The sequence below is a fragment of the Streptomyces fractus genome, assembly GCF_049844455.1.
Taxonomy (GTDB): Bacteria; Actinomycetota; Actinomycetes; order Streptomycetales; family Streptomycetaceae; genus Streptomyces; species Streptomyces fractus.
In genome coordinates this window covers 2,990,739-3,014,098 of the sequence record NZ_JBMYHI010000002.1, presented here as the reverse complement: position 1 = coordinate 3,014,098, position 23,360 = coordinate 2,990,739, and the positions used below count along the sequence as shown (strand labels likewise).

24 protein-coding genes and 1 pseudogene are annotated in these 23,360 nt (G+C 70.5%); 13 read left to right on the top strand and 12 right to left on the bottom strand.

The features are described from left to right. The 7 genes and pseudogenes from ACP4E5_RS15290 to ACP4E5_RS15260 all read right to left on the bottom strand — a co-directional run bounded on the left by ACP4E5_RS15290 (position 1) and on the right by ACP4E5_RS15260 (position 6,502). Positions 1–675: an LAETG motif-containing sortase-dependent surface protein gene (locus ACP4E5_RS15290; protein ID WP_425828971.1), complete on the bottom strand. Its 675-nt coding sequence runs from the start codon at positions 673–675 to the stop codon at positions 1–3. Between the two features lie 164 nt (positions 676–839). Then, entirely contained in the window at positions 840–1,982 is a 1,143-nt protein-coding gene (locus tag ACP4E5_RS15285; RefSeq protein ID WP_425828969.1) for an LOG family protein, read from the bottom strand. A 38-nt stretch (positions 1,983–2,020) separates the two neighbouring features. Then, positions 2,021–2,434, bottom strand: a complete 414-nt coding sequence (locus tag ACP4E5_RS15280; protein WP_425828967.1) for a VOC family protein — start codon at positions 2,432–2,434, stop codon at positions 2,021–2,023. Between the two features lie 77 nt (positions 2,435–2,511). Then, entirely contained in the window at positions 2,512–3,681 is a 1,170-nt protein-coding gene (locus ACP4E5_RS15275; protein ID WP_425828965.1) for a hypothetical protein, read from the bottom strand. Continuing rightward, positions 3,663–4,319 (bottom strand): annotated as a pseudogene (locus ACP4E5_RS15270) (ABC transporter ATP-binding protein); the annotation flags it as partial. The pseudogene ACP4E5_RS15270 and the gene ACP4E5_RS15275, both read right to left, overlap by 19 nt. A 303-nt stretch (positions 4,320–4,622) precedes the next feature. Continuing rightward, positions 4,623–6,002, bottom strand: a complete 1,380-nt coding sequence (locus ACP4E5_RS15265; RefSeq protein WP_425828963.1) for an aspartate aminotransferase family protein — start codon at positions 6,000–6,002, stop codon at positions 4,623–4,625. Then, on the bottom strand, positions 5,987–6,502 hold the full coding sequence (locus ACP4E5_RS15260) for an Lrp/AsnC family transcriptional regulator (RefSeq protein ID WP_266714722.1): 516 nt from the start codon (positions 6,500–6,502) through the stop codon (positions 5,987–5,989). Before ACP4E5_RS15260 ends, ACP4E5_RS15265 begins: the two co-directional genes overlap by 16 nt. Before the next feature lie 167 nt (positions 6,503–6,669). Between ACP4E5_RS15260 and ACP4E5_RS15255 the strand changes: the two genes are divergently transcribed. The 3 genes from ACP4E5_RS15255 (at position 6,670) to ACP4E5_RS15245 (ending at position 9,889) form a co-directional block, all read left to right on the top strand. Next, on the top strand, positions 6,670–8,112 hold the full coding sequence (locus ACP4E5_RS15255) for a gamma-aminobutyraldehyde dehydrogenase (protein WP_425828961.1): 1,443 nt from the start codon (positions 6,670–6,672) through the stop codon (positions 8,110–8,112). Continuing rightward, positions 8,109–8,597 (top strand): DUF1990 family protein, encoded by a 489-nt coding sequence (locus ACP4E5_RS15250; protein ID WP_425828959.1) that lies wholly within the window; start codon positions 8,109–8,111, stop codon positions 8,595–8,597. Before ACP4E5_RS15255 ends, ACP4E5_RS15250 begins: the two co-directional genes overlap by 4 nt. Before the next feature lie 89 nt (positions 8,598–8,686). Further along, entirely contained in the window at positions 8,687–9,889 is a 1,203-nt protein-coding gene (locus ACP4E5_RS15245) for a polyamine ABC transporter substrate-binding protein (protein WP_425828957.1), read from the top strand. A gap of 54 nt (positions 9,890–9,943) precedes the next feature. Here ACP4E5_RS15245 and ACP4E5_RS15240 read toward each other — a convergent pair whose 3' ends face one another. Continuing rightward, on the bottom strand, positions 9,944–10,423 hold the full coding sequence (locus ACP4E5_RS15240) for a winged helix-turn-helix transcriptional regulator (protein WP_425828955.1): 480 nt from the start codon (positions 10,421–10,423) through the stop codon (positions 9,944–9,946). 126 nt (positions 10,424–10,549) lie between these two features. Between ACP4E5_RS15240 and ACP4E5_RS15235 the strand changes: the two genes are divergently transcribed. Both ACP4E5_RS15235 and ACP4E5_RS15230 read left to right on the top strand, forming a co-directional pair. Beyond that, positions 10,550–11,044 carry a PaaI family thioesterase gene (locus tag ACP4E5_RS15235; protein ID WP_425828953.1) on the top strand — a complete coding sequence of 165 codons (495 nt, stop codon included), beginning with the start codon at positions 10,550–10,552 and terminating at the stop codon, positions 11,042–11,044. Between the two features lie 49 nt (positions 11,045–11,093). Continuing rightward, positions 11,094–11,645, top strand: a complete 552-nt coding sequence (locus ACP4E5_RS15230) for an HXXEE domain-containing protein (RefSeq protein ID WP_425828951.1) — start codon at positions 11,094–11,096, stop codon at positions 11,643–11,645. A 16-nt stretch (positions 11,646–11,661) separates the two neighbouring features. Here ACP4E5_RS15230 and ACP4E5_RS15225 read toward each other — a convergent pair whose 3' ends face one another. After that, entirely contained in the window at positions 11,662–12,345 is a 684-nt protein-coding gene (locus tag ACP4E5_RS15225) for a glycerophosphodiester phosphodiesterase (protein ID WP_425828949.1), read from the bottom strand. A 98-nt stretch (positions 12,346–12,443) separates the two neighbouring features. Continuing rightward, positions 12,444–13,505 (bottom strand): adenosine deaminase, encoded by a 1,062-nt coding sequence (locus ACP4E5_RS15220; protein ID WP_425828947.1) that lies wholly within the window; start codon positions 13,503–13,505, stop codon positions 12,444–12,446. A 96-nt stretch (positions 13,506–13,601) separates the two neighbouring features. Between ACP4E5_RS15220 and ACP4E5_RS15215 the strand changes: the two genes are divergently transcribed. The 7 genes from ACP4E5_RS15215 (at position 13,602) to ACP4E5_RS15185 (ending at position 21,530) form a co-directional block, all read left to right on the top strand. Further along, positions 13,602–14,009, top strand: coding sequence for a DUF4190 domain-containing protein (locus ACP4E5_RS15215; protein WP_425828945.1), 408 nt, complete (start codon positions 13,602–13,604; stop codon positions 14,007–14,009). Positions 14,010–14,214: 205 nt separating this feature from the next. After that, a complete protein-coding gene (locus ACP4E5_RS15210; protein WP_425828943.1) occupies positions 14,215–15,765 on the top strand; it encodes a gamma-aminobutyraldehyde dehydrogenase in 1,551 nt (516 codons plus the stop codon). Between the two features lie 55 nt (positions 15,766–15,820). After that, complete coding sequence (locus ACP4E5_RS15205; protein ID WP_425828941.1) at positions 15,821–17,080, top strand: polyamine ABC transporter substrate-binding protein; 1,260 nt, start codon at positions 15,821–15,823, stop codon at positions 17,078–17,080. Between the two features lie 102 nt (positions 17,081–17,182). Next, positions 17,183–18,355 (top strand): ABC transporter ATP-binding protein, encoded by a 1,173-nt coding sequence (locus tag ACP4E5_RS15200; RefSeq protein ID WP_425828939.1) that lies wholly within the window; start codon positions 17,183–17,185, stop codon positions 18,353–18,355. Then, complete coding sequence (locus ACP4E5_RS15195) at positions 18,352–19,284, top strand: ABC transporter permease (RefSeq protein ID WP_425828937.1); 933 nt, start codon at positions 18,352–18,354, stop codon at positions 19,282–19,284. Before ACP4E5_RS15200 ends, ACP4E5_RS15195 begins: the two co-directional genes overlap by 4 nt. Continuing rightward, entirely contained in the window at positions 19,284–20,081 is a 798-nt protein-coding gene (locus tag ACP4E5_RS15190; RefSeq protein ID WP_425828935.1) for an ABC transporter permease, read from the top strand. Before ACP4E5_RS15195 ends, ACP4E5_RS15190 begins: the two co-directional genes overlap by 1 nt. Positions 20,082–20,111: 30 nt before the next feature. Then, positions 20,112–21,530: an NAD(P)/FAD-dependent oxidoreductase gene (locus ACP4E5_RS15185; RefSeq protein ID WP_425828933.1), complete on the top strand. Its 1,419-nt coding sequence runs from the start codon at positions 20,112–20,114 to the stop codon at positions 21,528–21,530. A 3-nt stretch (positions 21,531–21,533) separates the two neighbouring features. Here ACP4E5_RS15185 and ACP4E5_RS15180 read toward each other — a convergent pair whose 3' ends face one another. Then, entirely contained in the window at positions 21,534–21,914 is a 381-nt protein-coding gene (locus ACP4E5_RS15180) for a nuclear transport factor 2 family protein (RefSeq protein WP_425841350.1), read from the bottom strand. A 178-nt stretch (positions 21,915–22,092) separates the two neighbouring features. Here ACP4E5_RS15180 and ACP4E5_RS15175 point away from each other — a divergent pair, with 178 nt between their 5' ends. Continuing rightward, a complete protein-coding gene (locus tag ACP4E5_RS15175; RefSeq protein WP_425828931.1) occupies positions 22,093–22,551 on the top strand; it encodes a hypothetical protein in 459 nt (152 codons plus the stop codon). Here the strand turns inward: ACP4E5_RS15175 and ACP4E5_RS15170 are convergent, their stop codons facing one another. Beyond that, on the bottom strand, positions 22,552–22,962 hold the full coding sequence (locus tag ACP4E5_RS15170; protein ID WP_425828929.1) for a phosphatase PAP2 family protein: 411 nt from the start codon (positions 22,960–22,962) through the stop codon (positions 22,552–22,554). Positions 22,963–23,360 lie beyond the last annotated feature (398 nt).

Here is a 23,360-nt window from a genome sequence, read left to right as displayed (position 1 = left end):
CTACTTCTGCGCCGCGCCCTTGCGGCGGAGCGCGAAGACCACGCCGCCGCCCGCGACGACCAGCAGGGCCGCGATACCGGCGATCATCGGGGTGTTGCTGCTCGCGCCGGTCTCGGCGAGGTTCGAATCACCGGCCGGGGAGGCCGAGTTGCTCGGGGCCGGAGCCGCGGCGGCACTCGTCTCGGGGGCCGACGGGGTCGGCTTCGCGGCCGGGGCCGAGGTGCTGGGCGCGGCCGACGTCGGAGGCGTCGACGGCTTCTCGGTGGCGCACGCCGTGGCCGGGGCGGTGACGCCGCCGGGGATGTCCTTGTCGACGTTGAAACGGTCGGTCTTCACGTGGACGCGGTAGGTCGCGCCCGGCTTCCAGTCCTCCTTGAAGGTGATCGTGGCACCCTCCTTCGCGCCCTTCACGACCTGCGAGCCGATCTGCTGCTCGGAGCCGCCGGACGTGCGGAAGACGGTGACGGTCGCCGGGGTGCCGGAGGTGTCCACGTCGGTGACGGAGATGACGCCGTGCTGGCCGTCGCAGCCGGCCTTGGCGGTGAACTCGCTGATGTCGCACGCCGATGCGGTGCCTGCGACGCCGAGCGTCAGGGCCGTCGCGGCGGCGGCCACGCCGGCGTAGCGGGCCGCTCTGGAGGAGATGCGCTGAGATATGCGGGGGGCTACGGACACAGCTGTCCTTCACATGTACTGGGAGAGAGGGGTGTGGCGCGGCGCGAACGCACCTCGAAGCTCAACACCCCCACGGTCACCGCTGGTTTATCGGTGACCGTGACGCACGGTCAATACGCGAAGCGCCTCACCGGCCACTCTTGACCCCCGCTTGACCCAAGGTGCTAGCCGAGCCGCTCGATCGCCGCGCCCGCCTCCTCGACCGTGTCGACCAGGGCGATCCGGTCCTCCATGGACCGCTCGCGGGCGAGCGCCTGGAGCAGTGGCCAGGTGGGAAGGCGTTCGGTCCAGTGGGCGCGGTCGACCAGGACCATCGGCGTCGGTTCGCCGCGCGACTCGTAGTAGTTGGGCGTCGCGTTGTCGAAGATCTCCTGGACGGTGCCCGCCGCGCCCGGCAGGAAGATGACTCCCGCGTTGGAGCGGGCCAGCAGGCCGTCCTCGCGGGTGGCGTTGGCGAAGTACTTGGCGATGTGCTCGGCGAACGCGTTCGGCGGCTCGTGCCCGTAGAACCAGGTGGGGATACCCACGGAAGGGCCGCCGCCCGGCCAGCGCTCCCGCACGGCGAAGGCCGCTTCCGCCCAGTCGGTGATCGACGGGGTGAACGACGGTGACTTGGCGAGGAGTTGGAGCGCGTCGTCGAGCATGGTGTCGGCGAACGGCGCCGCGTACGCGCCCAGGTTCGCGGCCTCCATCGCGCCGGGACCGCCGCCCGTCGCCACCGTGAACCCCGCGCGGGCCAGCGTCCGGCCGAGCCGGGCCGCGCCCGCGTACGCGTCCGTGCCGCGCGCCATCGCGTGACCGCCCATGACGCCCACCACCCGCGCACCGACGAGGAGTTCGTCGAGCGCGTCGGACACGGAGTCGTCGTGCACGGCGCGCAGCATCGACGCGAACACGTCGCCGTCGGTCTTGGTGCGCTGGAACCACTCGTACGCGCGGGCGTCGGGAGTGGCCGCGTAGCCGCCCTCCGAGGACAGGCCGTCGAAGAGCTCGCCGGGTGTGTAGAGGCGGCCGCGGTACGGGTCGAAGGGGAGGCCGGGGACCGGCGGGAAGACCAGCGCGCCGCGCGCCCTGACCTCGGCCGCGGCCCGCTCGTCCATCGGGCAGCCGAGGAATATGGCGCCCTCGACATCGGCCGCGAGGAGCCGCGTCGTACGGTCCGTCAGGTCGACGGCCTGCACGCGGTGCCCGGCGAGCGTGCCGTGCGCGGCCACCACCTCGTCGAACTCCGCGAGCGTCTCGATCTCGCGGTCGGAAGTGGTGCCGGGCACGGCCGGTTCGGATGAGTTCGCTGGAGTCGACTGCACCCGCCCATGCTAAGCAGGGCCGGCCGCGCGGCGGTTGCTCAGCCCTCGACGACCGACGGGTCCATCCATACGACCTCGAAGGTGTGCCCGTCGGGGTCGTCGAAGGACCGCCCGTACATGAAGCCGTGGTCCTGCTTCTCGCCGGTCTCGGCGCCACCCGCGGCGATCGCCCGGTCGACGAGCTCGTCGACCGCCGCGCGGCTCTCGGCGCTCAGGGCCAGCAGCGTCTCGCTGCCGGTCTTGGAATCGATGATCGTCTTCTTCGTGAACTCCGCGTACTTCGGCTTCGCGAGGAGCATGACCACGATGTGCTCGCTGATCACCATGGAGCTGGTGGAGTCGTCCGAGAACTGGGCGTTGCGCTCGTACCCCAGCTCCGTGAAGAACTTGGTGGACGCCGCCACGTCGTTCACGGCCAGGTTCACGAAGATCATCTGCTGGTACTCGCTCATGATGTGTCCGTCGCCTTCTCGGTGAAATGAAGTGGTGTGGTGCGTACGAACAGGTAGACGGCCGGTGTCGGCGAAACTCATCGCGGCGTCAGCGGAGCCGCCGAAAGTTCCGCGACGAGCCAGGTCAGCGGCCCGAACACGGCCAGCAGGGCGCAGGCCCTGAGCGCCACGGCCCCGCGCAGCGCCGTGGCGGGGGCACCGATCCGCAGCAGCGCCTCCGTCGTGTGCCGCCGCGCCTGGCGGGCCTCGAAGGACGCGGTCACCAGCGTCGCCACGGCGCAGCCGACGACGAGCACCGCGCCGAGCGTCGCCAGCGGGCCGACGCCGGACGCCGCCCCCGCGCGCTCCCCGTACACGACGCCCGCCGCGTACATGCCCGACGCCACCGCGCAGACCACGCCGAGCGGGCGGCCGACGCGCCGCGCCTCCTCCTGCAGCACCCGGCCCGCGAGCAGCCGCACCGCCGAGGGGCGTACGGATTGCAGCGCGCGCCCGCACAGATACGTGAGCCCGGGACCGGCGAGCGCCAGGCCGAGCGCGGTCAGCGTCCACCCGACGAGCACGCCGGTGGGGCTGCCGGTGAGGCCGCCGGGCAGCCGGGAGCCCGCGGCGCCGCGCGCGCTCGCCGCGTACGTCTCCACGGCGAGGCCGGCGGCGAGCACCGCGAAGCCCCACGGGAGTCCGGCCGGAGCGGCCGCCGGTTCCTGCGGTTCCCCGGCGTCCTTGGCCGGGCGGGCGAGCCGCGGGCGCAGCGCGAGGGCGCTGGCCGCGGACGCCGCGAGCGGCACCCAGGTCAGCAGGGTGAGCACGGCGGCGAGCGGAAGGGGCCGGTCGGCGGCGAGCAGTCCGCGGGCCGCGCCGTCGAACGGGAGGCCCGTGAGGTCGCCGCGCAGGTGCAGGAAGAACAGCAGCGCCAGCATCGAGCCGAGCGTGCAGGCGATCGCCGTGGAGATCGCGGCGAGCAGGGTGAGGCGGGCCGGGCCGAGGCCCACGGCGGACAGGCCCGCGCGCGGCTGCGTGCCGGGGTCGGAGCGGGCCACGGCGACCGCGAAGTACACCGTCGCGGCGATCGGCAGCGCGCACCAGGCGAGGCGCAGAAGGGAGTTGGCCGTCGCGGAGGGGTGGGCGAGGGCGTGGCCGAGCGTGCACAGGAGCAGGAAGCCGGTGCCGGCCGAGGCGGCGGCGACCAGGAGTCTGCGCAACTGGACCAGCGGGTGCGCGCCGCGCGCTAGACGGAGAGCGAGCACGCGGCCCGGCCTTCCCCTTCGGGAGCCTTCTCCGGGAGCGGCACGGTGTGCACGCGGCGCCCGTCGAGCAGCGACTCCGTGCGGTCGGCGAGCGCGCCCACCGCGGAGTCGTGGGTGGCGAGGACGACCGTGATGGCGTGCGAGCGGGCGGCGGCGGTGAGGGTGCGCAGGATGTGGGCGCTGTCGGCGCGGTGCAGGGTCGCGGTCGGCTCGTCGGCGAACACCACGTGCGGGGCGTGCGCGAGGGCGCGGGCGATGGCCACGCGCTGGCGCTCGGCGACGGACAGGGCGTGCGGGCGCTTGCGGGCGAGGCGGCCCACGTCGAGCCGGTCGAGCCACTCGTGGGCGGCGGTCTTGGCGGGGCGCCGGGGGGTGCCGCGCAGCATCAGCGGGAGGGCGGTGTTCTCCCACACGTTCAGCTCGGGCACGAGGACCGGCTCGGGGTCGATCCAGCCGAACCGGTCGCGGCGCAGCCGCTCGCGCACCAGGGGGCCCATGGTGTGCACGGGCGTGCTGTTGAACCACACCTCGCCCTGCTGCGGCAGGAGCTGACCGGACAGGCAGCGCAGCAGTGTCGTCTTGCCGCTGCCGCGGGGCCCGGTGACGGCGAGGATCTCGCCCTCGCGGACGCCGAGCGAGACGCCGGTGAGCGCGGGGGAGCCGCTGTCCGATCCGCTGTGTGCGTAGTGCAGGGCACGCGCCCACAGCACGTCGTTGTCCGGCGGGGCCACCATGACGTACACCTCGGTTCTGATCAGTTGCCTTCCCCCTAACGGGGGAACGAAGGCGGGGCCGATCGGTCACTGGGCACCGTATGGACGCGCGGGCGCGGGCCGGAGAAGGGCACGGCCCGGTTGCCTCCCATCTCACTCGGATGGGTGCAACCGGGCCGTGCGTCAAGCCAGTTGGCGGTCCGTGGCCACCTCTGGCTCAGACCTTGATCAGATCTTCGACCAGGCCTCCGTGAGGACCTGGCGGATGATCCCCTCGATCTCGTCGAAGGTTGACTGGTCGGAGACCAGCGGCGGGGAGAGCTGGATGACCGGGTCGCCACGGTCGTCGGCGCGGCAGTACAGGCCGTACTCGAAGAGCTTCTTGGAGACGAAGCCGTAGAGCACGCGCTCCGACTCCTCGTCCGTGAAGGTCTCCTTGGTGGCCTTGTCCTTGACGAGCTCGATGCCGTAGAAGAAGCCGTTGCCGCGGACGTCGCCGACGATCGGCAGGTCGTTCAGCTTCTGCAGCGTGTTGAGGAAGTTCGCCTCGTTGTCCAGCACGTGCTGGTTGAGGCCCTCGCGCTCGAAGATGTCCAGGTTCGCGAGGCCGACGGCGGCGGAGACCGGGTGGCCACCGAACGTGTAGCCGTGCAGGAACGTGTTGTCGCCCTTGTAGAACGGCTCGGCGATCCGGTCGGAGACGATGGCCGCACCGATCGGGGAGTAGCCGGACGTCATGCCCTTGGCGCAGGTGATGATGTCCGGGACGTAGCCGAACTTGTCACAGGCGAACATCGTGCCGAGGCGGCCGAAGGCGCAGATGACCTCGTCGGAGACGAGCAGCACGTCGTACTTGTCGCAGATCTCGCGCACGCGCTGGAAGTAGCCGGGGGGCGGCGGGAAGCAGCCGCCGGCGTTCTGCACCGGCTCCAGGAAGACGGCCGCGACCGTCTCCGCGCCCTCGAACAGGATCTCCTGCTCGATCTGGTCGGCGGCCCAGCGGCCGAAGGCCTCGGGGTCGTCGCCGTGGATCGGGGCGCGGTAGATGTTCGTGTTCGGCACCTTGTGCGCGCCCGGGACGAGCGGCTCGAAGGGGGCCTTGAGGGCGGGCAGGCCGGTGATGGACAGGGCGCCCTGCGGGGTGCCGTGGTAGGCGACCGCGCGGGAGATGACCTTGTACTTCGTGTGGTTGCCGTTGAGCTTGTGGTACTGCTTCGCCAGCTTCCACGCGGTCTCGACGGCCTCGCCGCCACCGGTGGTGAAGAAGACCTTGTTGAGGTCGCCCGGAGCGTAGTGGGCCAGGCGCTCGGCCAGCTCCACGGCCTTGGGGTGGGCGTACGACCAGATCGGGAAGAACGCCAGCTCGGACGCCTGCTTGGCGGCGACCTCGGCGAGCTCGCGGCGGCCGTGACCGGCCTGGACCACGAACAGGCCGGAGAGGCCGTCCAGGTACTTCTGGCCCTTGTCGTCGTAGATGTAGGTGCCCTCGCCACGCACGATGGTGGGAACGGGCGCGTTCTCGTACGACGACATGCGGGTGAAGTGCATCCACAGGTGGTCGTACGCGGTTCGGCTGAGGTCCTTGCTCACGGCTATCGGGTTCCCCACATGTAGGTCTGCTTCTTGAGCTTCAGGTAGACGAAGCTCTCGGTGGAGCGCACTCCGGGGAGGGCCCGGATGCGTCGGTTGATGACCTCCAGAAGGTGGTCGTCGTCCTCGCAGACGATCTCCACCATCAGGTCGAACGAGCCCGCGGTCATCACGACGTACTCGCACTCCGGCATGTCGGTGAGCGCGTCCGCCACGGGATCCAGGTCGCCCTCGACGTTGATGCCGACCATCGCCTGCCGTCGGAAACCCACGGTGAGCGGGTCGGTGACGGCGACGATCTGCATCACGCCCTGATCGAGCAGCTTCTGGACGCGCTGGCGCACGGCCGCCTCGGAGAGGCCGACGGCCTTGCCGATGGCGGCGTACGGACGCCTGCCGTCCTCCTGGAGCTGTTCGATGATGGCGAGGGAGACGGAGTCGAGCGGCGGATTGCTGCCGTTCCTCGAACTGGGTCCCTTGGGGTCTGCGCTGCGACTGGCCACGGCCTCACTGTGCACGAGGACTCGTCGGTTTCGCAAGCCCGGATCGATGAAATTCGTTGTCTACGACCTTCAACCTCACTAATTCCGTAGTTCAACAGGGGTGGGGGGTGTCGAAAACGTCGGTCCTCGGTCTAGGGTGGGCGTCTCAATCTTTGGACAGCGAACAGTCAGGAGGGCCGGCAGTGAGCACCAGTGAGCTGCGTCGTCTGCGCAATTACATCGACGGTGAGTTCCGGGACGCCGTCGACGGACGGACCACCGAGGTGGTCAACCCCGCCACGGGCGAGGCGTACGCGACCGCGCCGCTGTCCGGGCAGGCCGACGTGGACGCCGCGATGGCCGCCGCCGAGGCGGCGTTCCCGGCCTGGCGCGACCTGGTCCCGGGTGAGCGCCAGAAGTACCTCCTGAAGATCGCGGACGCGTTCGAGGAGCGCGCCGAGGACCTCATCGCCATCGAGTCGGAGAACTGCGGCAAGCCGCTCGGTCTCACCCGCAGCGAAGAGATCCCGATGATGCTCGACCAGATCCGCTTCTTCGCGGGCGCCGCGCGCATGCTCGAGGGCCGCTCCGGCGGCGAGTACATGGAGGGCCTGACGTCCTTCGTGCGCCGCGAGCCGATCGGCGTCTGCGCGCAGGTCGCGCCGTGGAACTACCCGATGATGATGGGCGTCTGGAAGTTCGCCCCGGCGCTCGCCGCGGGCAACACGGTCGTCCTCAAGCCGTCCGACACCACCCCGGCCTCCACGGTCCTGATGGCCGAGATCATCGGCTCGATCGTGCCCAAGGGCGTCTTCAACGTGGTGTGCGGCGACCGCGACACCGGTCGCACGATGGTCGAGCACAAGACCCCCGCGATGGCCTCCATCACCGGTTCCGTGCGCGCCGGCATGCAGGTCGCCGAGTCCGCGGCCAAGGACCTCAAGCGGGTCCACCTGGAGCTGGGCGGCAAGGCCCCGGTCGTCGTCTTCGACGACGCCGATCTCCAGAAGGCCGCCGAGGGCATCGCCGAGGCCGGGTACTTCAACGCCGGCCAGGACTGTACGGCCGCCACGCGCGTGCTCGTCCACGAGTCGGTGCACGACGAGTTCGTCACCGCGCTCGCCAAGATCGCCGCCGAGACGAAGACCGGCGCGGCCGACGACGAGGACGTCCTGTACGGCCCGCTGAACAATGCCAACCAGCTGAAGCAGGTCACCGGCTTCATCGAGCGGCTCCCGGCGCACGCCAAGGTCGAGGCCGGCGGCCACCGCGTCGGCGAGAAGGGCTACTTCTACGCCCCGACCGTCGTCTCGGGCCTCAAGCAGGACGACGAGATCATCCAGAACGAGGTCTTCGGCCCCGTCATCACCGTCCAGTCCTTCACGGACGAGGAGCAGGCGGTGTCGTACGCCAACGGCGTCGAGTACGCGCTGGCCTCCTCGGTCTGGACGAAGGACCACGGCCGCGCGATGCGGATGTCCAAGGTCCTCGACTTCGGCTGTGTGTGGATCAACACCCACATCCCGCTCGTCGCCGAGATGCCGCACGGCGGCTTCAAGAAGTCGGGCTACGGCAAGGACCTGTCGGCGTACGGCTTCGACGACTACACGCGGATCAAGCACGTGATGACGTCGCTGGACGCGTGAGCCTCACTTACGGAGAGGTCGGCGCGACCCTGGCGGCGGGTGAACTGCCGCCGGGGTACGCCCACTTGGACCGCCGTGTCCGGATCGGCTCGGGGCAGGAATGCTTCGAGCGGGCCGGCGCGGCGGTTCTTTCGTGGGGCGCGCAGCGCGGGGCCGGGCTCCGGGTGACGCCGGACGACGACGTCCGCGAGGGCGCCGATGTGGTGCTGCGGGCGCTGCTCCTGCGCATTCCCTGCCGGGTGGTCCGGGTCGTGCGCGAGCCGTCGCGCGTCGGATTCGCCTACGGGACGCTGCCGGGGCATCCGGAGCGCGGCGAGGAGGCGTTCCTCGTCGAGCGGGCGGCGGGCGGGGCCGTGTGGTTCCGGATCCGGGCGTTCTCGCGGCCGGGGCGCTGGTACACGCGGCTCGGCGGGCCCGTGGCGCGGGGCGTGCAGAAGTGGGTGACCGGCCGGTATCTGCGAGCCGTCGCGGACGCGGCGGGGTGAGCGGGGATCGACAAGGTGTCGGCCCCGGACCGCGGCGCTCGACGCAGCGTCCATTGTGGGGCCAAGTCGCCGGAAGAAAAGCTGAGTTCGTGCGAGCGAACCCGATATCTTCCAAGGTCACCCGTCGTTCCCTGCTGCGCGCCCTGGGCGGTGGTGCCGCGGCCGCGACGGTCGGCGGCCTCGCCACCGGTTGCGGGGTGCCCGCCGCGTACGTCGGACCCGGTGAGCGCGCCGCCGCCCAGGATCTGTCGTCCGACAAGAAGCTCACCTGGGCCAACTGGCCGCTCTACATCGACGTCGACGACCACAACCCGTCGAAGCGGCCCACCCTCGACGCGTTCGAGAAGCAGACCGGGATCCAGGTCAAGTACACCGAAGAGATCAACGACAACGACGAGTTCTTCGGCAAGATCAGTCCGTCGCTGATGAACCACCAGAAGACCGACCGCGACCTCATCGTCATCTCCGACTGGATGTGCTCGCGGTTCGTACGCCTCGGCTGGGTGCAGGAGATGGACCGGGCGCGGCAGCCGCACGTCACCAAGTACCTTGACCCGCTGCTGCGTTCGCCGCACTTCGACCCGGGCCGCAAGTTCACCGTGCCGTGGCAGTCCGGCATCACCGGCATCGCGTACGACAGGCGCAGGCTGGGCCGCGAGATCAAGCACGTCTCGGACCTCTGGGCCGACGACCTCGCGGGCCGGGTCACCCTCCTGTCCGGCCTCGACGAGTCCTTCGCCCTCCTCATGCAGGGCAACGGCGTCGACATCACCAAGTGGACCGCCGACGACTTCGACAAGGTCTGCGACCAGGTCGAGAAGCTGGTCAAGGCGAAGCACATCCGCCGCTTCACCGGCAACGACTACATCAAGGACCTGTCCAGCGGGGACGTCCTCGCCTGCCAGGCATACAGCGGCGACATCATCCAACTCCAGGCCGACAACCCGCACATCGAGTTCGTCGTCCCCGAGGAGGGCGCCGAACTCTGGGCCGAGTCCCTGATGATCCCGAACCTCGCCGACCACAAGGCCAACGCCGAGCGCCTGATCGACTACTACTACCAGCCGGAGGTCGCGGCGGAGCTGGCCGCCTGGGTCAACTACGTCTGCCCGGTGCCGGCGGCGCGCGAGGTGCTCGCCTCGTCCAAGGACAAGGACACCGCCGCGCTCGCCGAGGACCCGCTGATCTTCCCCGACGACAAGATGCGCTCGCGGCTCGCGATCGCGCGTGACATCAAGCCGGCGGAGCGGATCGAGTTCTCGAAGCGGTGGAACAAGATAGCGGGGCTGTGAGCGAGCCTCAGGGCGTACGCGTACGTGCGTATGCGTATGCGTACGCGTATGCGTTTACGTACGCGCGCGTGGCCGGGCCGCTGGGCCCGGCTCGGCGGTGACCTGCGAGGGGCCGAGGCCACCGTGTCCCCGCTCGCACGCGGCCGTCACGCGGACCGGGCTCCCGCAGTCGCGGTGCCGGATGTCGAGGACCGGGCCCTCGTCGGCGTCGCCGCCCGCGTACGTCTCGCCCCACTGCTTCAGCGCCACGAGGACGGGCCACAGGTCCCAGCCCTTGCGCGTGAGGCGGTACTCGTTGCGGGCGCGGCTGCCGGGTTCCTGGTAGGGGGTCGCCTTGAGGATGCCGGCCGCGGTGAGTTTCCGTAGCCGGTCGCTGAGCACCGCCTCGGACAGGCCGATATGGCGGCGGAACTCGTCGAAGCGGCGCACCCCGTTGCTCGCGTCCCGAAGGATCAGCAGCGTCCACTTCTCGCCGACCACGTCGAGCGTGAGCTGGACCGGACAGTTCTCGGTGCTCGTCTCAAGCCACTCCATGGAGCCATCGTAGGAGGCTCGCTTCGTAATTGACAGTCAGTTGACAGGGGTGCGGCCCAGGTCTAGCTTCGACATCCAAAGTCAGGCTTCATTGTCAGGTGTGGTGGACCGGGAGGAGCAGGGGGCGTGACGCGTTCGCGTACGTACGAATGGGAGGACCCGGCGGTCACGGCGGCCGGTATCGGGCGCGGCTCCGGCCTCGACTTCCTGCGGGAACTCCAGGAAGGGCGCCTGCCGAGGGCGCCCGTGGGTGCGACCGTGGGCTTCGACCTCGACGAGGTGGAGAAGGGCCGGGTCGTGTTCTCCTTCGTGCCGGGGGAGCAGCACTACAACCCCATCGGCAGCGTGCACGGCGGCGTCTACGCCACCCTGCTCGACTCGGCGGCGGGTTGCGCGGTGCAGTCGACGCTGCCGCAGGGTGTGGGCTATACGTCGCTCGACCTGACCGTGAAGTTCCTGAAGCGGATCACCGTGGACACGGGGAAGGTCCGCGCGGTCGGCACGGTGGTCAGCAGTGGCCGCCAAACGGCCCTGGCGCAGGCCCAGTTGCTCGATGCGACGGACCGCGTCCTCGCCCACGCGACGAGCACCTGCATGCTGTTCCCGCTGCCGTCCGCGTGAAGCCGTGAAGCGCTGATCCCGTCGGTCCGGGCGCCGTAGGGTGCGGGCCATGACGGACGATGACGACGGGGGCGGCGGGGCGGTCGGCGCGGCCGTGACCCTGGGGCTCCTCGCGGCCTGGGCGCTGCACGACACCGAAGAGGTGCTCACCGCTCCGCGCTGGGTCCGGGCGAACGTGCCGCGGCTGCGCGAGCGGTGGCCGGACGTTCCCGAGCGGGTGTGGCGGCTCATGGAGGGCGCCGACGAACGGGAGTTCGCCGTCGCTGTCGGCGTCATGGCCGGGATCGTCGGTGCGGGGGCGGTCGCCGGGTGGGTGAGCGGCGGACGCAGCGCCACGTACCAGGCGATGCTCAACGGCTTCGGGTTGCACGGGCTCGTGCACATCGGCCAGGCCCTCGCCGTGCGCGGCTACACGCCGGGCGCCGCCACCTCACCGACCCTCGTCGTGCCGTTCGCCGTGTGGGCGCGGCGACGGCTGGGCCGCGCCGGGGTGCTGCGGCCGACGCGCGGCCGGGAGGTCGTGGCGGGGGTCGCCTGGGCGGCGGTGGCGACGGCCGTGTCGCACGGGGTGGCGCGCCGGGTGGTCGGGCCGCGTTCCTGACCGGTGTCATGACGCCTCAGGTGACCTCGCGCAGTCCCGCCAACACATCCACACGGTTCGTCGTGATGGAGTCCGCGCCGATGTCGAGCAGGCGGCGCATCGAGCGCTTGGTGTCCGGGGTCCAGGTCGAGAGGAGGTAGCCGTCGCGGTGGACGCGGGCCGCCAGGTCCCGGGTCGCCAGGGGGAAGCGGTAGTTGAGCCAGCGGGGGGTGAGGGCCGCGAGCAGGGCGGGGCGGGGTGGGGCCAGGGAGGTCCAGGTGAGCGCGATCTCGGCGGAGGGCGACGCGGCGCGGACCTTGAGCATCGTCTCGGCGCCCGCGCAGTAGTAGACCCGCTCCTCGGCGCCGCAGTCGCGGACGGCGCCGACGACCGTGCGCACCGTACGCGCGTCCGCGCCCGGCAGGTCGATCATGACGCGGGCGTCACGGCACGCCTCCAGGGCGTCCGCCAGCGTCGGCACGCCGCCCGACGTCAGCCCGCGCACCTCGTCGCAGGACAGCGCGGACAGCGGGCGGTCGTGCTCCCAGAGGCGGTCCAGGGTGGAGTCGTGGAGCAGGACCGGGACGGCGTCCCGCGTCAGTCGTACGTCGATCTCCACCGCGTCCGCGCCACGTTCCAGCGCGGAGCGCAGGGACGGGAGGGTGTTCTCGCGGACACGGTAGGGGTCGCCTCGATGGGCCACGGCAGTCACGGTGCGCATGGCCACCATTGTGGCCTCGGTCGGGGTGAGTGGGCGTCACCCGGTGCCCGCTCACGGGGCTCCGCCCCGGACCCCGCGCCCCGATCGCCGGCGAGGCTCTACTGGGGCCAGTTCGCCGTGTACGTGTCGATTTCCGTGGCGATGCGTGCCTTGCCCGCCTCGTCGAGGAACGACTCCCGCACCGCGTTCTTGGCCAGCTCCGCCACGCCCCGCTCGTCGAGGTCGAGGAGGCGTGCCGCCACCGCGTACTCGGTGTTGAGGTCCGTGGAGAACATCGGCGGGTCGTCCGAGTTGATGGTGACCGTCACGCCCGCGTCCACGAACTGCTTGAGCGGGTGTTCGTCGAGGGTGCGGACCGCGCGCGTCGCGATGTTCGACGTCGGACACACCTCCAGCGGGATGCCGTGCTCGGCGAGGTGCGCGAGGAGCTTCGGGTCCTGTGCCGCCGACGTGCCGTGGCCGATGCGCTCGGCGCCCAGGTGGTTCAGCGCGTCCCACACCGTCTCGGGCCCGGTCGTCTCGCCCGCGTGCGGCACCGAGCGCAGGCCCGCCGCGCGCGCCCGGTCGAAGTACGGCTTGAACTGCGGTCGCGGCACGCCGACTTCGGGCCCGCCGAGCCCGAACGACACCAGGCCCTCCGGCCGCAGCGCGTCGTCCGTGGCGAGCCGCGCCGTCTCCTCGGCCGACTCCAGGCCCGCCTCGCCGGGGATGTCGAAGCACCAGCGCAGCACCGTGCCGAACTCGGACTCCGCCGACTTGCGCGCGTCCTCGATCGCCTCCATGAAGCCGCGGGCGTCGATGCCGCGGCGCGTGGAGGAGAAGGGGGTGAGGGTGAGCTCCGCGTACCGCACGTTCTGCCGGGCCATGTCGCGGGCGATCTCGTACGTGAGGAGGCGGACGTCCTCCGGCGTGCGGATCAGGTCGACGACCGACAGGTACACCTGGATGAAGTGCGCGAAGTCCGTGAACGTGAAGAACTCGGCCAGCGCCTCGGGGTCGGCCGGGACCTTCGAGTCGGGGTGCCGGGCGGCGAGCGCCGAGACGATCCTGGGGGAGGCGGAGCCCACGTGGTGGACGTGCAGTTCCGCCTTCGGCAGCCCGGTGATGAAGGCTTCCAGGTTCCGGCCCTGACTGTCACTGTGACTCGGGCTCTGGCTCACGGTTTCCTCCCCAGGAACTTGGGTGATCGGCTGATCGGGGTCCACGTCATCGTATGCGGGTGAGATCGCCCGCAGCGCGGGTACCTACTTGTCCTGATGACCGACTCCGACCCGTGGCGCACGCCGCCCGCGCCCTCGGCGTACGGGTACGCCAATCCGTACGCGGCGCCGGACGAGCCCGTGCCGCCACCGCCCGTCGGTCCCGAGGGGCCCACGCCGTTCCCGTACGCGGGCTACTGGTACGGCTACGGCGTGCCGGCCTCCGCGCCCCGCAACGGCCTCGGGCTCGCGGCCCTGGTCCTCGGGGTCGTCTCCGCCGTCGGCTTCGTGGTGTGGCCGCTCGCGATCGTGACGGGGGCGCTCGCGATGATCTTCGGCGTGCTCGGCAGGCGGCGGGCCGGGCAGAGGGCGGCGACCAACGGCGGCCAGGCGCTGGCCGGGCTCATCTGCGGTCTCGGCGGGCTGCTTTCGGCGGTGGGGGTCGGGATCGCCTTCCTCGCATGAGCCCGTGAACACGCACCACTGACAATCCGTCCTGCGTTTCCCAGGTCGACAGATTCCGTCGCGTAACCAAAAGGCAACAACGGAATCACTTGTTGGCGTGATGGTCCTCTGTCAGGATCGGCACTCAAATCGAGCTGGAGCCACGGCTGGAGCTGCGTCGGCCCTCGGGACGGTGCCGACGCAGGAGAAGCGAGAGCGAGCACTCATGCACCACCCCACCTCGGATCACCCCGCCTCGGCCGCGAACGTGGCCGCACTGGCACAGGAACTCTTCGCGGACGGCGCGAACTTCGTCGCGGGCCGCCTGGTCAAGGGAACGTCCGGCCGCACCCACGCCGTCGTCGACCCGGCCACGGGCGAGGAGGTCTACACGTACGAACTGGCGGGCACCGCCGACGTGGACGACGCCGTCGCCGCCGCCCGCGCGGCCTTCCCCGGCTGGGCGGGGGCCACGCCGGGCGAGCGGTCCGACGCCATGCACCGGTTCGCGGCCGTGCTCGACGAGAAGGCGGAGGAGTTCGCCCGGCTCGAGTCGTTGCAGTGCGGCAAGCCGCTCAAGCTGAGCCGCGAGTTCGACGTGCCCGGATCGGTCGACAACGCCGCCTTCTTCGCCGGCGCCGCCCGTCATCTGCAGGGGCAGTCCGCGGGCGAGTACAGCGCCGACCACACCTCGTACGTACGCCGCGAGCCCATCGGTGTCGTCGGCTCCATCGCGCCGTGGAACTACCCGCTCCAGATGGCCGCCTGGAAGGTGCTTCCGGCGATCGCGGCGGGCAACACGATCGTCCTCAAGCCCGCCGAGCTGACCCCGTTCACCTCGCTCCTGTTCGCGCAGGCCGCCACCGAGGCGGGCCTCCCGGACGGCGTCGTCAACGTCATCAGCGGCGCGGGCCGCGACGCCGGTGAGCACCTCGTCGGGCACCCGGACGTCGCCATGACCTCCTTCACCGGCTCCACGGGCGTCGGCAAGCGGGTCGCCGAGATCGCCACGGCCACCGTGAAGCGGATCCACCTGGAGCTGGGCGGCAAGGCACCGTTCGTCGTGTTCGACGACGCCGACCTCGACGCCGCCGTGCACGGCGCGGTCGCCGGTTCGCTCATCAACACCGGCCAGGACTGCACCGCCGCCACGCGCGCGTACGTGCAGCGCCCGCTCTACGACGCCTTCGTGGAGAAGACGGCCGCCCTGATGGAGACCGTCAGGCTCGGCGACCCGTTCGCCGACGGCACCGACCTCGGGCCGCTCATCTCGCACGCCCAGCGCGACCGCGTCGCCGCCTTCGTGGACCGTGCGCGCGGCTACGCGCGCGTGGTGACCGGTGGCGAGGCCCCCGGCGGTGACCTCGCGGACGGCGCGTACTACCGGCCCACCCTCATCGCCGACGCCGCGCAGGACAGCGAGGCCGTGCAGTCCGAGATCTTCGGCCCCGTCCTTGTGGTGCTGCCGTTCGACAGCGACGACGAGGGCATCCGGCTCGCCAACGACACCCCCTACGGGCTCGCCGCGTCCGCCTGGTCGACCAACGTGTTCCGCGCGAACCGTGCCACGCGCGAGATCAAGGCGGGCTGTGTGTGGGTGAACGACCACATCCCGATCCTCAGCGAGATGCCGCACGGCGGCTACAAGGCGTCCGGCTTCGGCAAGGACATGTCCGCGTACTCCTTCGACGAGTACACGCAGATCAAGCACGTCATGTTCGACAACACCGCGGTGGTGCGCAAGGACTGGCACCGCACGATCTTCGGGGACCGATAGCAGCTCGGCCGACCGACCAGCGGCCGCCAACCCTCCCGAAAGGGCAACCACGCGCATGGAGCAGTACGAGCCCGACCGCCTCTCACCGGCCCAACTGGCCGCCATGCACCGCAGCTTCAGGAACGGCAGGGCAAGAGCTTCCATGTCCCGCCGGTCCCTGATGCGGGCCTCGGCGGGCGGCGCGCTCGCCGTCGGCGGGCTCGGCGCCCTCACCGGCTGCGGCATTCCCGCGGCGAGCAAGTCCTCGGGCGGCGGCTCGTCCGAGGACCACTCGGCCGAGGAGAAGGTCATCAACTTCTCCAACTGGCCCGAGTACATCGACACGAGCAAGGACGGGAAGCACCGCCCGTCCCTCGAAGCCTTCACCGGGCGCACCGGGATCAAGGTCAAGTACACCGAGGACATCAACGACAACGTCGAGTTCTTCGGGAAGATCAAGCCGCAGCTCGCGGCGGGCCAGGACACCGGGCGCGACCTCATCGTGCTCACCGACTGGCTGGCCGCGCGGCTGATCCGCTACGGCTGGGTGCAGAAGCTCGACCCGGCCAACCTGCCGCACGCGTACACCAACCTGGCCACCCAGTTCCGCAACCCGGACTGGGACCCGGGCCGCGCGTACTCCTACCCCTGGCAGGGCATCGCGACGGTCATCGCGTACAACACCAAGGCCACCGGCGGCAAGGAGATCACCTCGGTCTCGCAGCTGCTCGACGACCCGAAGCTCAAGGGCAAGGTCGGCCTGCTCTCCGAGATGCGCGACACGATCGGCATGACGCTGATCGACATGGGCAAGGACCCGCGCGACTTCGAGGCCGACGACTTCGACGCGGCGATCGCGCGCGTCCAGAAGGCCGTCGACAGCAAGCAGGTGCGCCGCTTCACCGGCAACGACTACATATCCGACCTGAGCAGTGGCGACCTCGCGGCCTGCCTCGCCTGGGCCGGGGACGTCGTGCAGCTCCAGAAGGACAACCCGCACATCAAGTTCGCGATCCCGGAGGCCGGTTACATCTCGTCGACCGACAACATGCTGGTCCCCAACAAGGCGCGCCACAAGACGAACGCCGAGAAGCTCATGGACCACTTCTACGAGCCGGCGGTCGGCGCGGAGCTGGCGGCGGGGATCAAGTACGTCTCGCCGCTGGAGACCGGCCTCGTCAAGCCGGAACTCGCCAAGCTCGACAAGGGCCTCGCGAACGACCCGCTGATCGTCCCCGACAAGGCGATGTCGGCAAAGGCGCACGGTTTCCGCTCCCTGACGGCCAAGGAAGACACGGCGTTCGAGCAGAAGTTCGCCCAGCTCACCGGCGGCTGACCCGCTGCCCGGCGCCTCCGCCCGGCATCTCCACCCGGCACCGGCCCGGCACCCCGCCCTGTCACCTTCGCCCCCAGACCTCACCGACTCCTTGGACTCACCATGACGACCCTTACGACGTCGGAGACCGGCGGAGACGTCCGTCTCTCCGGGATCAGCAAGACGTACGACAACGGCTTCACGGCCGTCCAGCCGCTCGACCTCACCGTGCCGCAGGGCTCGTTCTTCGCGCTCCTCGGCGCCTCCGGCTGCGGAAAGACCACGACGCTGCGCATGATCGCGGGACTGGAGGACCCGACCACCGGCACCGTGCACCTCGGCGACCAGGACGTGACGTCCCTGCCGCCGTACAAGCGCCCGGTGAACACGGTCTTCCAGTCGTACGCGCTCTTCCCGCACCTCGACATCTACGAGAACGTCGCCTTCGGCCTGCGCCGGCGCGGCATCAAGTCCGTGAAGAAGCAGGTCGAGGACATGCTCGACCTGGTGCAGCTCGGCGAGCACATCCGCAAGAAGCCGCAGCAGCTCTCCGGCGGCCAGCAGCAGCGCGTCGCCGTGGCCCGCGCGCTCATCAACCACCCCAAGGTGCTGCTGCTCGACGAGCCGCTCGGCGCCCTCGACCTCAAGCTGCGCCGCCAGATGCAGCTGGAGCTCAAGCGCATCCAGACCGAGGTCGGCATCACGTTCGTGCACGTCACGCACGACCAGGAGGAGGCCATGACGATGGCCGACACCGTCGCCGTGATGAACCAGGGGACGGTCGAGCAACTCGGCGCCCCCACCGACCTGTACGAGAACCCGGGCTCGACGTTCGTCGCGAACTTCCTCGGCACGTCGAACTTCATCGAGGCCGAGATCGCGGGCCGCTCCGACGACGACCTCACGCTCAAGGCGGGCGGCGGCAAGCTCGTCCTGCCCACCGCCCGCAACTCCGCGCGCACCACCTCGACCGGCGACAAGCTGCTCCTCGGCGTGCGCCCCGAGAAGATCTCGCTCACGCACACCGACGACGCGGGCGAGATCCCCGAGGGCCGCAACCGCATCACCGGCCGCATCGCCGACTCTTCGTTCATCGGCGTCTCCACGCAGTACGTCATCGACAGCCCGCTGTGCGACTCCTTCGAGGTCTACGCGCAGAACATCGAGCGCGACAGCCGCCTCGCGCCCGGCGCCGAGGTCGTCCTGCACTGGAACCCCGCGCACTCCTTCGGCCTGGACGCCGCCCAGGATGTCGACGCGGGCGCGGCCAAGGTCTCGGAGGACGCCGCCGCATGAGCACGACACTCACCGACGCGCCCCCGGTGGCGCCCACGCCGACGCAAGAGCCCCGCAAGCCCCGCAAACGCGGCCGACTCGTCCCGTACTGGCTGCTGCTGCCCGGCATCCTGTGGCTGATCGTCTTCTTCGCGCTGCCGATGGTCTACCAGGCCTCGACCTCCGTGCAGCAAGGGTCACTCGAGGACGGCTTCAAGGTCACCTGGCACTTCGCGACGTACTGGGACGCGCTGTCCGAGTACTGGCCGCAGTTCCTGCGCTCCGTCCTGTACGCGGGTCTCGCCACGATCCTGTGCCTGCTGCTCGGCTACCCGCTCGCGTATCTCATCGCGTTCCGCGCGGGCCGCTGGCGCAACCTCATCATGATCCTGGTGATCGCCCCGTTCTTCACCAGCTTCCTGATCCGTACGCTCGCGTGGAAGACGATCCTCGCGGACGGCGGCCCGGTCGTGGGCGCGCTCAACTCGCTGCACGTCCTCGACGTGACGAGCTGGCTCGGCATGACGGACGGCAGCCGGGTCCTCGCCACACCGCTCGCGGTGGTGTGCGGACTCACGTACAACTTCCTGCCGTTCATGATCCTGCCGCTCTACACCTCCCTCGAACGGATCGACGGCCGGCTGCACGAGGCGGCGGGCGATCTGTACGCGCACCCGTTCACCACCTTCCGCAAGGTGACGTTCCCGCTGTCGATGCCGGGCGTGGTCTCCGGAACGCTGCTGACGTTCATCCCCGCGACCGGTGACTACGTGAACGCCGACCTGCTCGGCTCCACCGACACCCGCATGGTCGGAAACGTCATCCAGACGCAGTTCCTGCGGATCCTGGACTATCCGACGGCGGCGGCGCTCTCCTTCATCCTCATGGCGGCCATTCTCTTCATGGTCACCTTCTACATCCGTCGTTCCGGGACGGAGGACCTCGTCTGATGCCGCTGACACGCTGGCTGCGAAAGAATCTCGTGGTGATAGCGGGCCTGATCACGCTCGGCTATCTGCTGCTGCCGAACATTGTCGTGACGGTCTTCTCCTTCAACAAACCGAAGGGCCGCTTCAATTACGAGTGGCGGCAATTCTCGACGGACGCCTGGAAGAACCCGTGCGGCGTCGCCGACATGTGCGGCTCGCTCTCGCTGAGCCTCCAGATCGCCTTCTGGGCCACGATCGGCGCGACGGTCCTCGGCACGATGATCGCCTTCGCGCTCGTCCGCTACCGCTTCAGGGCACGCGGCGCGATCAACTCGCTGATCTTCCTGCCGATGGCGATGCCGGAGGTCGTGATGGCGGCCTCGCTGCTCACGCTCTTCCTCAACATGGGCGCCCAGCTGGGCTTCTGGACGATCCTCATCGCCCACATCATGTTCTGCCTCAGCTTCGTGGTGACGGCGGTGAAGGCGCGCGTGATGTCGATGGACCCGCGCCTGGAGCAGGCCGCGCAGGACCTGTACGCGGGTCCGGCGCAGACGTTCCTCAGGGTCACCCTGCCGATCGCGGCGCCCGGCATCGCGGCGGGCGCGCTGCTCGCCTTCGCCCTTTCCTTCGACGATTTCATCATCACGAACTTCAACGCGGGCTCGACCGTCACGTTCCCCATGTTCGTCTGGGGTTCGGCGCAGCGCGGAACGCCCGTTCAGATCAACGTCATCGGTACGGCCATGTTCCTCGTCGCCGTACTGTGTGTGCTGGTTGCAATGACCATCGGCAAGCGCAAGAACAAGGCTGCCTGAACCACTCGAATTTCTGAGGGAGTTGGAATCATGGCCGCACGCGCCATGAATCGCTGGACGAATTCACTCGCGGACGCCAAGCCGGTCGCCTACTGGCTCGACGACCCCGGCAGGCCCGAGGCCCGCCCCGCCCTGACCGGCGACGAGCGCTGCGACCTCCTGGTCGTCGGCGGCGGCTACAGCGGACTGTGGACCGCGCTGCTCGCCAAGGAGCGCGACCCAGGGCGTGACGTGGTCCTCGTCGAGGGCCGCGAGATCGGCTGGGCCGCCTCCGGGCGCAACGGCGGATTCTGCGCCGCCTCCCTCACGCACGGCACGGCCAACGGACTCGCCCGCTGGCCGAAGGAGATCAAGAAGCTGGAGGAGCTCGGCGCCGCCAACCTCGACGCCATCGAGGCGGCGGTCGCCCGCTACTCCATCGACTGCGACTTCGAGCGCACCGGCGAACTGGACGTGGCGACACAGCCCCACCAGATCGCCGAACTGCGCGAATTCCACACGGAGTTGACCGAGGCCGGTCTCGCCGACGGCGTCGAACTCCTCGACGCGGACGAGACCCGCGAACAGGTCGCGTCGCCCACCTTCCTCGGGGCCATGTACGACCGGCACGGCGTCGCCATGCTGAACCCGGCGAAGCTCGCGTGGGGCCTGAAGCGGGCCTGCCTCGACCTCGGCGTCCGCGTCTACGAGAACACGCCGGCCACGGAACTCGCCTCCAGCGGCGCAGGAGTGGCCGTGCGCACCCCGTACGGCCGGGTCTTCGCCCGGCACGCCGCGCTCGGCACGAACGTCTTCCCGTCGCTGGTCAAGCGCACCCGCTCGTACACCGTCCCGGTCTACGACTACGCGCTGATGACGGAGCCGCTCGGCCCCGACCAACTGGCCGCCATCGGCTGGAAGAACCGCCAGGGCCTCGGCGACTCCGCGAACCAGTTCCACTATTTCCGGCTGTCCGCCGACAACCGGATCCTGTGGGGCGGCTACGACGCGATCTACCCGTACGGCGGCCGGGTGCGGGCCGAGCACGACCACCGCCCGGAGACGTACGCGAAGCTGGCGGGCCACTTCTTCACGTGCTTCCCGCAGTTGGAGGGCCTGCGCTTCACGCACGCCTGGGGCGGCGCCATCGACACCTGCTCCCGCTTCTCCGCGTTCTTCGGCACGGCGCACGCGGGCCGGGTGGCGTACGCCGCCGGGTACACGGGCCTCGGCGTGGGCGCGACCCGCTTCGGCGCGGACGTGATGCTCGACCTGCTCTCGGGCGAACGCACGGAGCGTACGGAGCTCGAAATGGTCCGCAAGAAGCCGCTCCCGTTCCCGCCGGAGCCCTTCGCGTCCACCGGCATCGCGCTCACCAAGTGGTCGCTGGCCCGCGCCGACGACAACGGCGGCAGGCGCAACCTGTGGCTGAAGGCGATGGACACGGTGGGGCTCGGCTTCGACAGCTGAGCGCTACCGCGACGTCGGCGTTCCTTGATGGAAGTACAGCCGCCACCCGGCCTCCGGGTGGCGGCACCACACCGAACTCCGGTTCACCCGGCGCTCGCCGTCGTCCGTGCGGAACGTGAGGTGCACGACGCCGGGGGCGAGAAGCTTCCCCACCATCTCCGTGACCTGGACCGAAGGGCCGGGTGCGGCAGGGGAGGCAGGTGCGGCGCCGGTCACCTCCAGGATCGACTCCCGGTCCCAGCGCCGCCCGGAAGCGCCGAACTCGAAGAACTCCGGGTCGAGCAGCGGCAGTACGAGCTCGTCGCGCACCCGCACCGCGGGTTCGAGCAGCCGCAGCTCCCCGTCGATCGCCGCCTGGATCTGCGCCTTCTCGTCCTCGTCCATGTGGTCCATGGCTCGGGACTGTACGTGTGCGCCCGGTTCTGGTCACCCGGCGTACGCCCTGGTCGCACACCGGTCCGGAAATTCGCCACCTCCACGTGGCCGAAGTCGCGTAATGCTCGGGCCTCTTCCCCCTCTCGTTCGTGACGATCAGCGTCGACGTGAACGAGGAGGCCCCGTCATGACTGGCTCGGGGGACAAGGCCGCGGTCGAGTGGCTGGTGTCCGTGGCACCGAATCCGGACGCCTGCCGCTGGGAGTGGGAACGCAATCCGCACGGGGTGGCGCTGCTGCCCGCGGGCGAGCGGTGGGACGTGCTGATCCTGCCGGGAGAGCTGGGCTACCCGACCCTCGACGTGCTGCGCCGGGTGATCGACCGCCCCGGACCCGTGCTCGCGGACTTCGGCGCCGCCCGCATGGGCTTCTTCGTGCCCGCGGGCACGGCCGCCCGCTGGCTCGGCACCGGGGTGCGCGCGGCGGGCCGCGGCACGTGGATCGTGGTGCCGTATCCCGGCCGGCTCGCGGGCGGCGTGCGCTGGCTGGTGCCACCGGACGGCTCGGGCACCCTCACGGACCCGGCCCTCCTGGAACTCGCGATGCACGAGGCGGCGGCCCAACTGGCGAGGGACACGGAGGAGTAGTCACGGGCCCCGGCCGGCCCGGCCTGTCGCGTACGCCGCCGCGTACAGCAGCACCACCGACAGACACCAGCTCCCCACCACATCCACCGGCCAGTGATACCCCTGCCGTACGAGCCCCAGGCCCACGGCCGCGTTCAACAGGGCGCAGCCGTAGGCCAGTCGGGGCGAACGGAGGAGCAGGACGCACAGGCCGTACGCGACCGCCGCCGTCGCCGCGTGGCCCGACGGGTAGAAGCCCGTCGCCGGGGCCATCGGGGGCGGGCCGGGGCGGGCGATGAGGGCCTGGAGGGGGCCCACCAGAGTGGGGACCAGGGCCATCGTCACGACCGCGACGACCACGGGGAGCCAGGTCCGGGTGCGCCAGGTGACGTACGCGAGGGCGGCGGCGAGGACCGGGAGCGCGACCGCCATGTTGCCGAGGTCGGCGAGGAATTCGGCGGGCCCGGAGGGGATCGCGCTGGTGCGGATCGCGTCGCCGAGGCGCTCGTCGTACGCGAGGAGGGGGCCGTCGGAGGCGACCTGCCAGGTGAGCGCGGCGAAGACGAGCGCCGCGAAGAGGGTGAGAAAAATGGTCGGCCGGTCCGGAACAGGGGGGTAGTTCCGAACCGGCCGATCTGGCCGGCGTATCGCGCGCCCCGGGGGGTTTGGGGCGGGCGACCGTCCGACCGGTGAGGAGTTCCGGAGCCGGAAGCTCCGGGGGTGTGCGCGAGGGCACGACCAGGGCGAAGCTGGGGAGGCCTCGACCCGGTTTCGCCCGCAGTCGCCTGCGAGCGGGGTGTTTCTCTCATCTGCAGAAACCGTACGTCAGG

Bases quoted from the DNA above. Each gene is read 5' to 3' on its own strand.
- ACP4E5_RS15280 (WP_425828967.1), bottom strand. From the start codon at position 2,434: ATGAGCGAGTACCAGCAGATGATCTTCGTGAACCTGGCCGTGAACGAC.
- ACP4E5_RS15240 (WP_425828955.1), bottom strand. From the start codon at position 10,423: ATGGAGTGGCTTGAGACGAGCACCGAGAACTGTCCGGTCCAGCTCACG.
- ACP4E5_RS15230 (WP_425828951.1), top strand. From the start codon at position 11,094: ATGACGGACGATGACGACGGGGGCGGCGGGGCGGTCGGCGCGGCCGTG.
- ACP4E5_RS15225 (WP_425828949.1), bottom strand. From the start codon at position 12,345: ATGCGCACCGTGACTGCCGTGGCCCATCGAGGCGACCCCTACCGTGTC.
- ACP4E5_RS15215 (WP_425828945.1), top strand. From the start codon at position 13,602: ATGACCGACTCCGACCCGTGGCGCACGCCGCCCGCGCCCTCGGCGTAC.
- ACP4E5_RS15210 (WP_425828943.1), top strand. From the start codon at position 14,215: ATGCACCACCCCACCTCGGATCACCCCGCCTCGGCCGCGAACGTGGCC.
- ACP4E5_RS15205 (WP_425828941.1), top strand. From the start codon at position 15,821: ATGGAGCAGTACGAGCCCGACCGCCTCTCACCGGCCCAACTGGCCGCC.
- ACP4E5_RS15200 (WP_425828939.1), top strand. From the start codon at position 17,183: ATGACGACCCTTACGACGTCGGAGACCGGCGGAGACGTCCGTCTCTCC.
- ACP4E5_RS15195 (WP_425828937.1), top strand. From the start codon at position 18,352: ATGAGCACGACACTCACCGACGCGCCCCCGGTGGCGCCCACGCCGACG.
- ACP4E5_RS15190 (WP_425828935.1), top strand. From the start codon at position 19,284: ATGCCGCTGACACGCTGGCTGCGAAAGAATCTCGTGGTGATAGCGGGC.
- ACP4E5_RS15185 (WP_425828933.1), top strand. From the start codon at position 20,112: ATGGCCGCACGCGCCATGAATCGCTGGACGAATTCACTCGCGGACGCC.
- ACP4E5_RS15180 (WP_425841350.1), bottom strand. From the start codon at position 21,914: ATGGACGAGGACGAGAAGGCGCAGATCCAGGCGGCGATCGACGGGGAG.
- ACP4E5_RS15175 (WP_425828931.1), top strand. From the start codon at position 22,093: ATGACTGGCTCGGGGGACAAGGCCGCGGTCGAGTGGCTGGTGTCCGTG.
- ACP4E5_RS15170 (WP_425828929.1), bottom strand. From the start codon at position 22,962: ATGGCGGTCGCGCTCCCGGTCCTCGCCGCCGCCCTCGCGTACGTCACC.